11 protein-coding genes are annotated in these 16295 nt (G+C 34.8%); 7 read left to right on the top strand and 4 right to left on the bottom strand.

The window, feature by feature from the left end; translation table 11 throughout:
• Nucleotides 1–20: 20 nt before the first annotated feature.
• Nucleotides 21–566, bottom strand: a complete 546-nt coding sequence (locus tag H8R22_RS07225; RefSeq protein ID WP_187009786.1) for a DUF2911 domain-containing protein — start codon at nucleotides 564–566, stop codon at nucleotides 21–23.
• A gap of 175 nt (nucleotides 567–741) precedes the next feature.
• On the opposite strand from H8R22_RS07225, the gene H8R22_RS07220 reads away from it, so the two are divergent.
• The 7 genes from H8R22_RS07220 to secDF all read left to right on the top strand — a co-directional run bounded on the left by H8R22_RS07220 (nucleotide 742) and on the right by secDF (nucleotide 12993).
• Nucleotides 742–1191, top strand: coding sequence for a hypothetical protein (locus H8R22_RS07220; protein WP_187009785.1), 450 nt, complete (start codon nucleotides 742–744; stop codon nucleotides 1189–1191).
• 82 nt (nucleotides 1192–1273) lie between these two features.
• On the top strand, nucleotides 1274–2899 hold the full coding sequence (locus tag H8R22_RS07215) for an amidohydrolase (RefSeq protein ID WP_187009784.1): 1626 nt from the start codon (nucleotides 1274–1276) through the stop codon (nucleotides 2897–2899).
• Nucleotides 2900–3110: 211 nt separating this feature from the next.
• Nucleotides 3111–4787: an asparagine synthase B gene (gene asnB, locus H8R22_RS07210; protein WP_187009783.1), complete on the top strand. Its 1677-nt coding sequence runs from the start codon at nucleotides 3111–3113 to the stop codon at nucleotides 4785–4787.
• A gap of 246 nt (nucleotides 4788–5033) precedes the next feature.
• Nucleotides 5034–6635 (top strand): asparagine synthase B, encoded by a 1602-nt coding sequence (asnB, locus tag H8R22_RS07205; RefSeq protein ID WP_187009782.1) that lies wholly within the window; start codon nucleotides 5034–5036, stop codon nucleotides 6633–6635.
• Between the two features lie 193 nt (nucleotides 6636–6828).
• On the top strand, nucleotides 6829–8772 hold the full coding sequence (gene gyrB, locus H8R22_RS07200) for a DNA topoisomerase (ATP-hydrolyzing) subunit B (protein WP_187009781.1): 1944 nt from the start codon (nucleotides 6829–6831) through the stop codon (nucleotides 8770–8772).
• An 85-nt stretch (nucleotides 8773–8857) separates the two neighbouring features.
• Complete coding sequence (mdh, locus tag H8R22_RS07195) at nucleotides 8858–9793, top strand: malate dehydrogenase (protein WP_187009780.1); 936 nt, start codon at nucleotides 8858–8860, stop codon at nucleotides 9791–9793.
• Nucleotides 9794–10017: 224 nt separating this feature from the next.
• On the top strand, nucleotides 10018–12993 hold the full coding sequence (secDF, locus tag H8R22_RS07190) for a protein translocase subunit SecDF (protein WP_187009779.1): 2976 nt from the start codon (nucleotides 10018–10020) through the stop codon (nucleotides 12991–12993).
• 467 nt (nucleotides 12994–13460) lie between these two features.
• Here the strand turns inward: secDF and lgt are convergent, their stop codons facing one another.
• The 3 genes from lgt to cysS form a co-directional block, all read right to left on the bottom strand.
• Nucleotides 13461–14411 (bottom strand): prolipoprotein diacylglyceryl transferase, encoded by a 951-nt coding sequence (gene lgt / locus H8R22_RS07185; RefSeq protein WP_187009778.1) that lies wholly within the window; start codon nucleotides 14409–14411, stop codon nucleotides 13461–13463.
• A gap of 94 nt (nucleotides 14412–14505) precedes the next feature.
• On the bottom strand, nucleotides 14506–14757 hold the full coding sequence (gene yidD, locus H8R22_RS07180; RefSeq protein WP_187009777.1) for a membrane protein insertion efficiency factor YidD: 252 nt from the start codon (nucleotides 14755–14757) through the stop codon (nucleotides 14506–14508).
• 21 nt (nucleotides 14758–14778) lie between these two features.
• On the bottom strand, nucleotides 14779–16257 hold the full coding sequence (cysS, locus tag H8R22_RS07175) for a cysteine--tRNA ligase (protein ID WP_187009776.1): 1479 nt from the start codon (nucleotides 16255–16257) through the stop codon (nucleotides 14779–14781).
• Between the last annotated feature and the right edge of the window lie 38 nt (nucleotides 16258–16295).

Here is a 16295-nt window from a genome sequence, read left to right as displayed (position 1 = left end):
TTTGTTTTTGGCAAAATGTTTTATTTGGTAAAAGGAACAGCTACTCTTACTTTATCCCATCCCATGTTCAGTACAACACCATTATCACTTGGAGTAAAAACCATAGATAGAGCTTCAAGAGAGTCAGTCGCTGTGGTTACAGGCACGCTAATACGGGCAACATCATTTGCCTCTTTATAGTAGTACGATCCCCAAACATTAAGGTCTTTGTTGATAATGATAGTGTAATTGTCTTTACCAGGAATCGCGTATAGTGTATATGTTCCTGCTTTAACTGTTTTTCCATCTAATTTCATGTCTACATACAAAGTGATTTCAGTAGCTTCATTTGCCCCTGTTCTCCATACTTTTCCCTCAGGAGCTAACTCACCTAAACTACGTCCATTTAATAACGGACGGCTATAGGTAACCTTTACTAATTTATCCGCAATTTTGTAATCAGTAGGGAATGCTGCCACGTCCATTATACTTTTATCTAAAGCAGGGAATTTTTGAGCGGTTGCATTCGTCGATAATAAAACGGTAAATGCAAATGCAGCAGTAGTAATAAATGTCGATTTTTTCATAATAATTTGTTTAATTTGTTGCTAAAATTATGGATTGTGTATTAAAATCTACAGTAACAGATGTTAAATTTTAGATAATTGCCTACTAACAGCTGCTAATAAAATGCTAATTTTAGTATCTTGTTGCGCTTCCAAATAGAACTTAACTTGAATTTTTAGGAATTAAAAAATGCAAATGACTTTTAAACAAAAAATTTACGATTATTATGAACAGCTTGTACAAGATCGAATTGATGTTTTTAGAGATATGATCGCTGCCTTGACGGAAGATTCTAAAAATGATGCTAAAGGTTCAGCCGGAGATAAACATGAAACGGCCTTATCAATGATGCATTTAGAACAAGAAAAGCTAAATACAAAATTGCGAGAAGTGGTCCAACAGAAAGCAGTTTTAGATAAAATTAATCCAGAAATTGTCGCTGAGATTGTTACTTTGGGTAGTTTGGTAAAAGCAAATGGAATTTTTTTGTACCTGTCATTAGCTTTACCTAAAATAAACATTGAAGGAATAAATGTTATCGCGTTATCTCCTCAATCCCCGCTTGGTAATAAATTGATGGGAAATAAGGTAGGTTACACCTTTGATATTGGAACAACAAAGTATCTTGTAGAGGAAATCAGTTAGGTAATGTTCCATATTTATTAATTGTTCATGCATTGTTTTAGTCATCTTTTTTTATCTTAGCCAGCACAAAAAAGACCGATTCATGAAAAAAATTATTTTACTTCTCTCTTTAGTATCGCTTACCTCCTGTCTTAAAAAAGATAAAATTACTGTAGATACTATAATCACTGATGCCACAATATATACCGTTAATAATAATTTTGATAAAGCGACTGCAATAGCTATTCAAGAAGGTAAAATAATAGCTATTGGTACAGCTGAGGAGCTTGCAGAAAAATACCAATCTAGAAACACCATCAATGCTAAGGGCAAGTTTATTTACCCTGGTCTGTTTGATGCACACTGTCACTTTTACAATTTTGGCCTTACGCTACAAGAAGTCGACCTTCGAGGAACAAAAAGCATGGCGGAGATTGTTGCTAGAATTCAAGCGTTTCAAAAAGTAAAAAAAACTGATTTTATAGTGGGAAATGGCTGGGATCAAAATGATTGGGCTGTAAAAGAATTTCCTTCAAAGGAAGACCTCGATAAGTATTTTCCTAATACTCCTGTTGTTTTGAACAGAATAGATGGACATGCCATTATTGTTAATAGTAAAGTTTTAGCTTTAGCCAATATTACTAAAGACACAAAAGTATCAGGCGGTCAAATAGAACTAAAAAATGGAGAGCCAACAGGAATTTTGATAGATAATCCAATGGAATTGGTTTTTAGTATTATTCCGAAGCCAAGTCGCAAAACACAAATCGCAGCTTTAGTAGATGCAGAAAAAATTATGTTTGATTATGGACTAACAACAGTAAATGATGCAGGTTTAGATCATAAAGTAATCGATTTGATTGATAGTTTACAAAAAGAAAAAGTACTTAAACTAAATGTATATGCGATGGTAAGTGCTAATCCTGAAAACTTGGATTTGTATTTGAAAAAAGGTGTTTATAAAACAGATAATTTAGATGTTCGTTCTTTTAAAATGTATGGTGATGGTGCTTTAGGATCAAGAGGGGCAGCGATGCATAAGCCTTATTCTGATAGCCATACTCAACTTGGAGCATTAATTACGCCTATTGCTGATATGAAAACCATAGCCAATAAAATTGCAGCTTCTAATTTTCAATTAAATTCTCATGCCATTGGTGATTCTGCAAACACCGTCTTGCTTAAAATTTATAAGGATGCATTAACAGGGAAAAAAGACCGCCGCTGGAAGATAGAGCATGCTCAAGTAGTGAGAGAAGCTGATTTCGATTATTTTAAAACTGGAATAATTCCATCAGTACAACCTACGCACGCCACATCTGATATGTATTGGGCTGGAGATCGTTTAGGGAAAGAGCGTCTTAAAAATGCTTATGCTTATAAAAAATTGCTTCAAAAAGCAGGAGTCATCGCTCTAGGAACTGATTTCCCGGTAGAGGAGGTAAATCCTATGCTAACATTTCATGCTGCTGTAGCTAGAAAGGATAGTAAAGGGTATCCTGCTAAAGGCTTTCAGACTGAAAATGCTTTGTCAAGAGAAGAAACTGTGAAAGGAATGACAATATGGGCAGCGTTTTCAAATTTTGAGGAAAAAGAAAAAGGTAGTTTAGAAGTAGGTAAATGGGCGGATCTCGTAATCTATGATAAGGATTTAATGCAAATTTCAGAAAGCGAAATTCTAAATATGAAGCCAGTGAACACCTATCTGAAGGGACAAAAGGTAAAGTAAATAAAAAGTGAATTATAAGTGAATAAGCCTGCTACTAACTATTTATAAGTGGCAGGCTTATTTTTTATGTCTTGTAATTATATTTTTGATGTAAATCAGGTTTTTTTGTTTTAAATTGAAAGCATATAGACTACTTATGTTTTGTAATTATAACTAATATCCCATCTTTGCTTTAATAAAATAAGTAAAGTAATAAGTAATATATATAGTTATGTGCGGAATAGTATGTGCCTTTGATTTGAAGCAGAATGCAGAAACCTTGAGACCACAAGTGTTAGAGATGTCAAAAATAATTCGTCATCGAGGACCAGACTGGAGCGGAATTTTCAGTAATGAGAAAGCAATATTATCTCACGAACGTTTAGCGATTGTTGATCCGGCATCTGGAAAGCAACCGTTGTTTAGCGAGGATGGGAAATTAGTTTTAGCTGCTAATGGTGAGATTTACAATCATAGAGAGTTGCGGAAGCAATTTGCTGGTAAATATAACTTTCAAACAGAAAGCGATTGTGAAGTAATTCTAGCTTTATATAAGGAGAAAGGACCTCATTTTGTAGATGAAATGAATGGTATTTTTGGTTTCGCAATTTACGATGTAGATAAGGATGAGTATTTTGTGGCACGCGATCATATGGGAATAATTCCACTTTACATTGGTTGGGATCAGCATGGAACTTTTTATGTGGCTTCTGAGTTAAAGGCGTTAGAAGGCTATTGTACAAAAATCCAATTATTTCCTCCGGGACATTATATGACTAGTAAGGACGGCGAATTTGTGCAATGGTATAAGAGAGACTGGACAGAGTATGATGCGGTAAAAGATAATGAAACCAATATTCAAGATATTAAAGTAGCTCTTGAAGCTGCCGTTCATAGACAGTTAATGAGCGATGTGCCTTACGGAGTATTACTTTCTGGAGGATTAGATTCTTCTATAACTTCAGCTGTTGCCAAAAAGTATGCTCAAAAACGAATTGAGTCTGACGATACAACAGATGCTTGGTATCCGCAACTGCATTCTTTTTCAGTAGGTTTGGATGGTTCACCAGATTTAGCTGCTGCTCAAATTGTGGCTGATCATATAGGTACCATTCATCATGAAATTAAATTCACAATTCAAGAAGGTTTAGATGCTATTAAAGATGTAATTTACAACCTTGAAACCTATGATGTGACTACTGTTAGAGCCTCTACACCTATGTGGCTAATGGCTAGGGTAATAAAGTCTATGGGTATAAAAATGGTGTTGTCTGGTGAAGGAGCTGATGAGTTATTTGGTGGTTATTTGTATTTTCATAAAGCACCTAATGCACAAGAATTTCACGAAGAAAATGTACGTAAATTAAGCAAACTGCACATGTATGATTGTTTACGTGCAAATAAAAGTTTAGCAGCATGGGGAATTGAAGGTCGTGTGCCATTTTTAGATAAAGAATTTATGGACGTTGCTATGCGCATTAATCCTCAAGATAAAATGATAAACAAAGAACATCCAATGGAAAAATGGGTGCTTCGTAAAGCTTTTGAAGATATGTTGCCACCAAGTGTAGCTTGGAGGCAAAAAGAACAATTTTCTGATGGAGTGGGTTACAGTTGGATTGATACGCTGAAGGAAGTTGTTGCAAAAGAAGTTTCGGATGAGCAACTTGCTAATGCGAAATACAAGTTTCCATTGCAAACACCTGCTTCAAAGGAGGAGTATTACTATCGTTCTATTTTCACGGAGCACTTTCCTAGCGATGCGGCGGCCTTATGTGTACCGCAAGAAGCAAGCGTAGCTTGTAGTACTAAAATTGCTTTAGAATGGGACGAAGCTTTCAAAAACATGAATGATCCATCTGGTAGAGCAGTGGCAAACGTGCATGATGATGCTTATTCGAAAGCATAAAAAAAGAATCAGTTTTTAGGGTTAAATATTTGGTTAGGAAAACAAAACGTTCTCAAATTGAGGACGTTTTTCTTGTCTTTTAAAGTAGGAGTTGAGTTTTGTTTAAAAGTATTAAAAAATGCTTTTTTGTTAATTATTTAGCTTTCTTTTTTATATTTGGCTTTTGCTTTAACTTTAAAACAATAGTTTCGTGCATTTGTGAAGGGAGTTGTGTTTTTTTAATTTGGAAAATAAAATAATAATAATATGTGTGGAATAGTAGCTATTATAGGCAAAGGTAAAGACCCAGAACTAGTGAGAGAGCTTTCTAAAAGAATGTCACACAGGGGGCCAGATGAAAGTGATTTGTTTCTTACTGAAAAAGGTAATATCATAAGTAGTGAGCGGTTGTCTATCATTGACTTGAATTCAGGTAAGCAGCCTATACAAGGAACTGCTACTGCCTGGATGGTACATAATGGAGAAATCTATAATCATCAAGAATTAAGGAATACCGTGCTTGCATCACATTCTTTTCGTACAAAGTCAGATTCGGAAGTAATTGTTCATTTGTATGAAGAATATGGATATGATTTTTGTAATTTGTTGGATGGGGACTTTGCTTTTGTAGTCATAGATGGTGATGATTTTATGGCAGCTAGAGATCCGTTGGGAGTTAAGCCCTTGTATTATGGTTTAGACGAGCGCGGAAGGATGTATTTTGCTTCGGAGATGAAGACAATTACAGATCAATGTGTGACTCTGTCTACCTTTCCTCCGGGACATTTTTACACGGCAGGCTCCGGTTTTGTAAAATATTATAAGCCTGAATATGAAGATTATCTAAAGGCAGATCAGGAATTAAATTTAGATGGAATTAATAGTGCTTTGACAGCAGCTGTTCGTAAACGTTTAATGGCAGATGTGCCATTGGGAGTTTTGCTTTCAGGTGGATTGGATTCCTCTTTAATCGCTTCAATTACTGCAAGACTTTTAAACGAGGAAGGTAAAAAACTACATTCGTTTGCTATAGGGTTAGATACACATGCACCAGATATTATCGCAGCAAAAAAAGTAGCTGAATTTATAGGTACAGAGCATCATGAGGTGTTTTTTACAGTGGAAGAAGGGATTGCTTTGTTGGATAAGTTAATATGGCATTTGGAGACTTATGATATTATCTCTGTCAGAGCAAGTGTTCCAATGTATTTTCTGTCTAAAGCAATAACTGATTTAGGTATTAAAGTGGTTTTGTCTGGAGAAGGGGCCGATGAGGTTTTTGGAGGTTATTTGTATTTTAGAAATGCTCCATCTGCGGAAGAATTTCAGAAAGAAACTATAGAAAGAGTTCAAAAGTTGTTTACTGCAGATTTACTTCGTGTCGACAAATCTACTATGGCACAAGGTCTAGAAGCGAGAGTTCCTTTCTTAGATAAAGATTTTCTAGACGTTGTAATGAGGATAAATCCCGAGGAAAAACAACCTAAAACTTATGATAACAAAGAAAAGTATATAGTTCGTAAAGCATTTGAAAATACTGAAAACCCTTACTTACCGAGTGAAATTTTATGGAGACAGAAAGAACAATTTAGTGATGGTGTAGGTTATGAGTGGATTGATCAGTTGAAGGCTTATTGCGCGAGTCAAGTTACTGATGTGCAATTAGCAGGAGCTGCAGATGAATTTCCATACAATCCACCAACAACTAAAGAAGCCTATTTGTATCGTACTATTTTTCATAAACATTATCCTGAAACAAATGCAGCTCAAACAGTTAGAAAATGGATACCTAGATGGCAAGAAAACGAGGATCCAAGTGGTAGAGCAAATGCTGCCCATGTTGGTTCGGCTGCAAATGCTAACAAATAGTTTTGCGTAATTATAGTTAAAAATATAGTTTTGATAAAAAAGAAAACGTTCTCTTGTTTGAGAACGTTTTTTTTATGCTATAAATCAACAATATGTTAATAACTTAAGGCCTTAAAAGGGGAATTTAACGGTTATCTAGATTACATTTTTATATATTTGCGTGTTAGACAAAATTTCATTTACAATAAATTATATGAGCGAAGAAATTAATAAGAATAATTATTCAGCAGATAGTATTCAAGCATTAGAAGGAATGGAGCATGTAAGAATGCGTCCATCGATGTATATTGGAGATGTGGGAGTTCGAGGACTGCATCATTTAGTTTATGAAGTAGTCGATAACTCGATCGATGAGGCAATGGGAGGTCATTGTGACACTATTCGAGTTGATATAAATGAAGATGGGTCGATTACAGTTGAAGATAATGGTCGTGGTATTCCGGTTGGAATTCATAAAAAAGAGGGAGTATCTGCGCTTGAGGTTGTAATGACTAAAATTGGTGCTGGAGGTAAGTTTGATAAAGACTCTTACAAGGTTTCTGGAGGTTTGCACGGTGTGGGTGTGTCTGTTGTAAATGCATTGTCAAATCACTTGAGAGCTACGGTTCATAGTAGTGATGGTAAAGTATACGAGCAGGAATATGAAAAAGGAAAAGCGTTATATCCAGTAAAACAAATTGGTGAAACGACTAAAAGAGGAACGATTGTAACTTTTTATCCTGATCCTAGCATTTTTACGCAATCTATCGAGTATTCGTACGATACTTTGTCAGCACGTATGCGTGAATTGTCCTATTTGAACAAGGGAATTACGATCACTTTTACAGATAAAAGAGAATTAGACAAAGACGGTAATTTCGTTTCAGAGATTTTTCACTCAACAGAAGGTTTAAAAGAATATATTCGTTATTTAGACGGGAATCGTGAGCCAATTATTGCACATGTAATCTCAATGGATAATGATAAAGGAGATATACCAGTTGAGGTAGCGTTGATTTACAATACAAGCTACTCAGAAAACATCTTTTCTTATGTAAATAATATTAATACTCACGAAGGAGGAACACACTTACAAGGATTTAGAACAGGTTTAACAAGATCGTTGAAGAAGTATGCAGATGCTTCGGGAATGTTGGATAAACTTAAGTTTGAAATCGCTGGAGATGACTTCCGTGAAGGGTTAACAGCCATTATTTCGGTAAAAGTGGCTGAGCCTCAATTTGAGGGTCAAACCAAGACTAAATTAGGGAATAGGGAAGTTGTATCACCTGTAAGTCAGGCGGTAGGAGATATGATCGAAGCGTATTTGGAAGAAAATCCAAATGATGCTCGAATCATAGTTCAAAAAGTTATTCTTGCTGCTCAAGCGCGTCATGCTGCTAAGAAAGCGCGTGAAATGGTGCAACGAAAAACCGTAATGGGTGGAGGTGGATTGCCAGGGAAATTGTCTGATTGTTCTGAGCAAGATCCTGCAAAGTGCGAAGTGTATCTTGTCGAGGGAGATTCGGCTGGAGGAACTGCTAAACAAGGCCGTGACCGTGCTTTTCAAGCAATTTTACCGTTACGTGGTAAGATTTTGAACGTTGAAAAAGCAATGCATCATAAAGTATTTGAAAACGAAGAGATTCGCAATATATTTACCGCACTTGGTGTTACTATTGGAACTGAAGAAGATAGTAAAGCCTTGAATATTTCTAAATTACGTTACCATAAAGTAATTATTATGTGTGATGCCGATGTCGATGGTAGTCACATTTCCACTTTGATATTAACATTCTTCTTCCGATTTATGAAAGAATTAATTGAGGAAGGTCATATTTATATCGCTGCTCCGCCTTTATATTTAGTTAAAAAAGGAAACAAAAAGGAGTACGCTTGGAATGATGTACAACGTGATCAAGCCAATGAAAGAATGGGCGGAAGTGCTGCTATTCAGCGTTACAAAGGTCTTGGGGAGATGAACGCAGAGCAGTTATGGGAAACAACAATGGATCCTAACTTCAGAACTTTACGTCAGGTTACCATAGATAGTTTGGCTGAAGCTGACCGCGTGTTCTCTATGTTGATGGGTGACGAAGTACCACCAAGAAGAGAATTCATTGAGAAAAATGCAGTTTACGCTAACATTGATGCTTAATATTATAAATACGATTAAATTTTAGATATAATCTCAAAAATATAAATATAACCAAATTAACTAATAACCGAATAAACTCAAAATTATGAAAGTAACTATTGTAGGAGCAGGAAATGTAGGAGCTACTTGCGCAGACACTATTTCTTATAGAGGAATTGCTAGTGAAGTAGTACTATTAGATATAAAGGAAGGATTTGCTGAAGGTAAAGCTTTAGATATAATGCAATGTGCAACCAATACAGGCTTTAATACAAAAGTGGTGGGTGTTACTAATGACTATTCAAGAACGGCAAATAGTAATGTAGTCGTGATTACGTCAGGAATTCCAAGAAAACCTGGAATGACTCGTGAAGAGTTGATTGGGATAAATGCGGGTATTGTAAAAACAGTAACCCAAAGCGTTTTAGAATATTCTCCAGAGGCTATTATTGTGGTGGTTTCTAATCCTATGGATACGATGACGTATTTAGCGTTGAAATCTACTGGGTTACCTAAAAATAGAATTATAGGGATGGGAGGCGCTTTAGATAGTTCTCGTTTCAGAACCTATTTATCAATGGCATTAGATAAGCCAGCTAATGATATTTCGGCTATGGTGATTGGTGGTCATGGAGATACGACTATGATTCCGTTGACTCGTTTAGCGTCTTATAATGGTATACCAGTTTCTCAATTTCTATCAGAAGAGGCGTTACAAAAAGTAGCGGCTGATACTATGGTAGGTGGTGCAACATTAACTGGTCTATTAGGGACATCAGCTTGGTATGCTCCTGGAGCGTCGGTTGCGTACTTAGTCGATAGTATTTTGAACGACCAAAAGAAAATGATTGCTTGTTCTGTTTTTGTTGAAGGAGAATATGGTCAAGAGGATATTTGTATTGGAGTTCCATGTATTATTGGTAAAAATGGAGTTGAAGAGATAGTAGATATCAAATTAAACGAAGATGAAAAAGCTCTTTTTGCAAAAAGTGCAACTGCTGTTCGTTCAATGAATGATGCGCTTAATGCAATTTTAAAATAAACTATTTGTAATATAACGGAGAAGACTGCACTTTTGCAGTCTTTTTTTTGAGATTAATTAATAAATAAATTGGTTAATCTTTTCGTTAATTATATATTTGCTCGGTTTAAAAAAATAATAGGAATCTTCGAGAGACTTTTTTTTGTATAATTGTCGCCTGAAGGCTTGTGTTATAAGGTTTGAAACAAACATAAATAATAAAAAATAATTAATTTTTAGTAATAATGCAGAATAAAGGACTTATTAAATTCTTCGCAATTCTATTTGCATTGGTAAGTATTTACCAACTTTCGTTCACTTTCGTGGCAAATAAAGTAAAAAGTGATGCAAAATCTTTTGCGGATGGAAACCAAGAAAAAGAGCTTAAATATTTAGACTCTATCGGAAAAGAGAGCGTGTTTAACTTAGGTTTTACAGATTTTACTTTTAATGAAGTAAGTGACAAACAAATTAATAAAGGCCTAGATTTAGAAGGAGGTATAAATGTTATACTTCAAATTTCAGTTAAGGACATTTTAAAAGGTTTGTCTAATAATTCTAAAAATCCTGTTTTTAATAAATCGATAGCAGATGCTACCGCGAATTTACAAGGAAACAAACCTTATATTGATAAGTTTTTTGAAGCTTTTGAAGCGAATTCAAAAGGAACAGTAAAATTAGCTTCTCCAGATATCTTTGCAAACAGAAGTTTACAAGGTGAAGGTGGGGTTGATTTTCAAATGACAGATGCTCAGGTTCAAAAAGTTATTAAAAGAAAAGTTGATGAATCAGTTGAAAGTGCTTTTGGAGTACTTAGAAAACGTATCGATAAATTTGGTGTTACACAACCAAACATTCAAAAACTAGGAGAGTCTGGTCAAATTCTTGTTGAACTTCCGGGTGCGAAAGATGTTGATAGAATCAAAAAATTATTACAAAGTACAGCTCAATTAGAATTTTGGGAAACATACAAAATTGAGGAAATAGGTAATTTCTTAATGGCTGCTAATGAGTCATTGAAAAAAACAGAAATTAGTAAGGTAGAAACTAAGCCAGCAGTAGCTAAGGATTCTTTAAGCGCTTTATTAAGTGATGCTAAAGATACTGCAACTGCTCAAAAAGGGAATAATCCTTTATTAGACAAAATTATTGCTCAAGGTGGAGGACCAGTTCTTGGACTTTTTTCACCAAAAGATACTGCTACTGTAAACGGTTACTTTAAAAGAGCTGATATCAAAATTTTATTAGGAGCAGACCAACGCTATGTTAAATTTGTATGGGGTAAACCTACAATTATCAAAGACGCTAAAGATAAAGATATTGATGCAGTAGAACTATATGCATTAAAAGGAAATAGAGATAATGTTGCTGCTATGAGTGGTGGTGTTGTTACTGACGCAAGTGATTCATTTGACCAATTAGGTAAGCCTGCAGTGTCAATGCAAATGAATGGTCAAGGTGCAAAATCTTGGGAAGAATTAACAGGAAGAGCTTACACTCAAAAAAGTAATATAGCAATTGTCCTTGATAATATTGTATACAGTGCTCCTGGAGTTTCTAGTGGGCCAATTGCTGGTGGAAGATCGGAAATCTCAGGTAACTTTGATGTAACAGAAACTAAAGATTTAGCAAACGTATTAAGAGCTGGAAAACTTCCTGCTTCGGCAGATATTGTACAATCAGAAGTTGTAGGTCCATCTCTTGGACAAGAAGCTATTGATAATGGAACTACATCTGCAATCGTTGGATTACTATTAGTATCACTTTGGATGCTTGTTTATTACGGTAAAGCAGGTTGGTATGCAAATATTGCATTAGCAGTTAACTTACTTTTCTTATTCGGAATTTTAGCTAGCTTAGGTGCTGTACTTACATTACCTGGTATTGCTGGTATCGTTTTAACAATGGGTACCGCGGTAGATGCAAACATCATTATTTATGAAAGAGCTAAGGAAGAGTTAAGAGCAGGGAAATCGCTAGATGAAGCGGTGAAAATCTCTTATAGCTGGACTGGAGCAATGCGTTCTATTGTAGATGCAAACGTAACGCATATTTTAATTGGTGCAGTTTTATTTATTTTTGGTTCAGGACCAATTAAAGGTTTCGCTACAACATTATTAATTGGTATTATTACCTCATTATTTACTTCTATTTTTATCGCTAGAATTTTTATTGATAAGGATATTGCTAAAGGAGTTAATTTATCTTTCGTTACTAATTTTTCTAAAAACTTCTTTACGAACTTCAATTTTGATTTCTTGAAAGTGAAGAAAGGAGCCTATGTTTTTTCTGCGATAGTTATTATTGTTAGCGTAGTTTCTTTGTTTACGAATGGATTAGATCAAGGAGTAGATTTTGTTGGAGGTAGAACTTTTCAAGTACGTTTTGAAAAACCAGTTGAAACAGAAGTTGTTAAAAAACAACTTGCAGACGTTTTTGATGGAAGTGCTGAGGTTAAAATCTTTGGTAACGACAATCAATTAAAGATTACAACTAAATACAAAGTGCAAGAGAGTGGAACTGAGGCTGACGAAGAAGTAAATAAATTATTGTTTGAATCTTTAAAGTCTTACTACAGTCAAGATTTAACTTATGATAAATTTGTTAATTCTTATGAAGGTAAGAAGTTTGGTATCGTACAAGCTTCTAAAGTTGGACCTACAGTTGCTGAAGACATTAAAACTAATGCTTATTGGGCTGTACTTGGATCACTACTTATTGTATTTTTATACTTAATTATTAGTTTTAGAAAATGGCAATATGGTTTAGGAGCAATCGCTGCTGTAGCGCATGATGTTGTTTTTGTTTTAGGGATATACTCGTTGTGTTATAAATTTATGCCTTTTGGTATGGAAATAGACCAACATTTCATTGCGGCTATACTTACAGTTATTGGGTACTCAATGAATGATACCGTGATCGTATTTGATAGGGTTCGTGAATTCCTAGATGGTAAGGTAAAAGGTAATTTTGGTGAGATCGTAAATAAATCTATCAACTCTACAATGTCAAGAACGATCAATACATCATTAACAATGATTTTGGTGTTATTGATTATGTTCATCTTTGGGGGAGAATCAATTAGAGGATTTATCTTTGCAATGTTAGTAGGTATCGTGGTTGGAACTTATTCTTCATTGTTTATTGCGACGCCAGTTTTAGTTGATACTATCTCTGCATCGGATAAGGAATTGATCGAAAGACAACACCAAGAAGGTTAATAATTAATTCAAGATTACACTATAAAAAAAGGGTCCAATTTAATTGGACCCTTTTTTTTGCTTACTATATTTTCATGAATGCTTTTAACAAGGCTGCATCCTATAATCAAATTATTAATTAGTGTTTGTGTTCTTAGTTTTTCGAAATACCTCTATACTTTTTATTCCATTCATTTTTTAACACCTAATAGAGTCTTCTTCTATTAGGAACTGATGAAGTTACGGTTTGGCAGTTTTGATCTAGCTCATCGATCCTAACGTATTCTAAATTGATTTCCATCATTTGAGCGTTGATTATGAACATGTACACCATAATTATAGTACAGTTGTTTTTATGGCTTACATTGTATCTAAATGGGTTGTAATAAGTATACTTCTTTACATTGGATAATTTCAATAAACAAAAAAAAGCTTCTCACTGAGAAGCTTTTTTTTGTTTAATCTATTACTGTTTAGTTATTGTTTAGTTATTGTTGCTGCTTTTTTGCTGTGAATATAAAATAAAAGCCAATTAAAATAAATGGGATGCTAAGCCACTGTCCAGTTGAAAGAAGCCCTAATGCACTTTCAATGCCTCCTTGGCTTTCCTTTACGGATTCAACTACCATTCGTACAGAGAATAACAATACTAAGAATAGTCCAAATAGGTAACCAGATTTAAGTCTTGTTTCTCTTTTCCAATAGAGAAAAAACAAAATGGCAAATACAAATACATAGGATATTGCTTCATACAATTGGGTAGGATGCTTTACAGGAACTTGAGCCAATAGGTTTGCAAATTGAGGATCCGTCGCTATCGCTTTGTAAGCTTCAGTTGGATTTGCTATTTGAGTGGCATTCACGGCATCATTTGGTGTAAATTGATCACGAAGAAACCGTATTCCAAAAGCAGAGGTAGTTTCCTTACCGATTATCTCAGAGTTAAAGAAATTACCTAATCTAACGAAAATAGCGCCACTTGCAACTGCGATTACTACGCGGTCAAGTATCCATAATAATGGTCTTTTTAATACTTTTTTGCTAAAATAGTACATTGCCACAATAATAGAAATGGCAGCACCATGACTAGCAAGACCTTGAAAACCGGTGAATTCCCAGCCCGAAATAAATCCAAATAAAACACCATTTACATCTTCTCTAATGGGTAAAAGTATTTCAATAGGGTGATTTCTAAAATATTCCCAATCGTAAAAAAATACGTGGCCTAAACGCGCTCCCATTAAAGTAGCTAGAACGGTCCAAATAAAAAGTGAATCTAGCTTCTCTATTGATTCGCCCTCTCGTTCAAAAATATTTTTCATGATGTACCATCCCAAGCCAAAGGCAACTACAAACATTAGGCTGTAGAAACGAATCATAAAAAAACCTAGATCAATTCCTTCTGATGGGTTCCATACTATATTTAAAGCGTGTGTCATTATTTTTTATTTTTAGTAAAAATACATCTTTTGCAAGTTTTAAAAATGTAAAATATAAGTAAAGTGTAAGGTTATTTACTTGCTCAATTCTTGTTTAGGATTGTTTGTGCTTGCATTGTTTCAAGGGAACAGGATCATATCCCTTTGGCCCCCAAGGATTACAGCTTACGATTCTTTTTAAGCCTAGAAATGTGCCATAGAATAAGCCATGAACCTTCAAAGCATCAATCATATAGGTGGAGCATGTTGGCTCAAATCTACAAGAGGCTGGTGTTAAAGGTGATATCACAATTTGATAAAAACGAACAACTACCAAAAACGGAAATATGAGAATCTTTTTTAGCATTGTTTGTGAATTAAAGGAATTTTATACTGTAAAAGTTGTTCCTTCTTTACCATCTTTCAATTGAATACCTAAAGTGATAAGTTGGTCTCTAATTTGGTCAGACAAAGCAAAGTTTTTATCAGCTCTAGCTTGGTTACGCATACCAATAAGCATGTTTACCGTACCTTCTAATTTGTCAGAACTACTATCAGCAACCTTTTCATCCTCTAATCCTAAAACATCAAATACAAAAGCCTGCATCGTAGCTGATAAAGTAGCTAAATCAACTGCATTTAAGGTTTCTTTCTCATCGTTGATCAAATTGATGTAACGTACTCCTTCAAATAAATTAGCAATTAAAATAGGTGAATTAAAATCATCATTCATGGCATCGTAGCAAGATTGTTTCCATGCTTCTATTGCTAATGAACTAGTAGAACTACTATTTAAATCTTTTAGTGTTTCTAAGGCTTCCATTAAGCGTTTGTATCCTTTCTCTGCTGCTACAATTGCATCATCAGAAAAATCTAGGATACTTCTATAGTGCGCTTGTAGCATAAAAAATCGAGCAACTGATGCTGAGAATGCTTTGCTTAATATATTATTTTTACCTGTTAAAATCTCTCCAGGTAAAATATTATTTCCAGTAGATTTTGCCATTTTTTTACCGTTTAGAGTAAGCATATTAGCGTGCATCCAATAATTTACAGGAGTTTGTCCTGTACAGGCTTCATTTTGTGCAATTTCGCACTCATGGTGTGGGAACTTTAAGTCCATACCACCGCCATGAATATCAAAATGATTCCCTAAATATTTTGTGCTCATAGCAGTACACTCTAAGTGCCATCCTGGAAAACCGTCACTCCATGGTGAAGGCCAGCGCATAATGTGCTGTGGTTCGGCTTTTTTCCATAAAGCAAAATCTTGTGGATTTCTCTTGTCTGTTTGACCGTCAAGATCGCGCGTATTGGCCAACATATCTTCAATGTTACGACCGCTTAAACGCCCGTAATGATTAGTTTTGTTGAATTTTACAACATCAAAATACACAGACCCATTGGCTTCATATCCAATTCCTGAGTCAATTATTTTTTTAATAATCTCAATTTGCTCAATAATGTGACCAGTTGCAGTGGGTTCAATACTTGGAGGTAAAAAATTAAAAGCTTTCAAAATGTCATGAAAATCTATAGTGTAGCGTTGCACTACCTCCATAGGTTCTAACTGCTCTAAACGTGCTTTTTTTGCTATTTTATCTTCTCCATCTTCTGCATCATCTACGATATGACCAACATCAGTAATATTTCGTACATAGCGCACTTTGTATTCTAAATGTAAAAGGTATCGAAATATGACATCAAATGACATAAAGGTTCTCACGTTTCCTAAATGCACATTACTGTAAACGGTAGGTCCGCAAACATACATACCAATGTTTCCTTCGTTAATGGGCACAAATGTTTCTTTCTCTCCTGAGAGAGAATTGTATATTTTTAGAATTTGACTTTTGTATAAAGACATGTTTGTGTTTTAGGAGCTAATCCTGCTTTTCGCTGCAA

Source organism: Flavobacterium kayseriense (genome assembly GCF_014305095.1).
Taxonomy (GTDB): Bacteria; Bacteroidota; Bacteroidia; order Flavobacteriales; family Flavobacteriaceae; genus Flavobacterium; species Flavobacterium kayseriense.
This window is presented reverse-complemented; position numbering and strand designations above follow the sequence as displayed.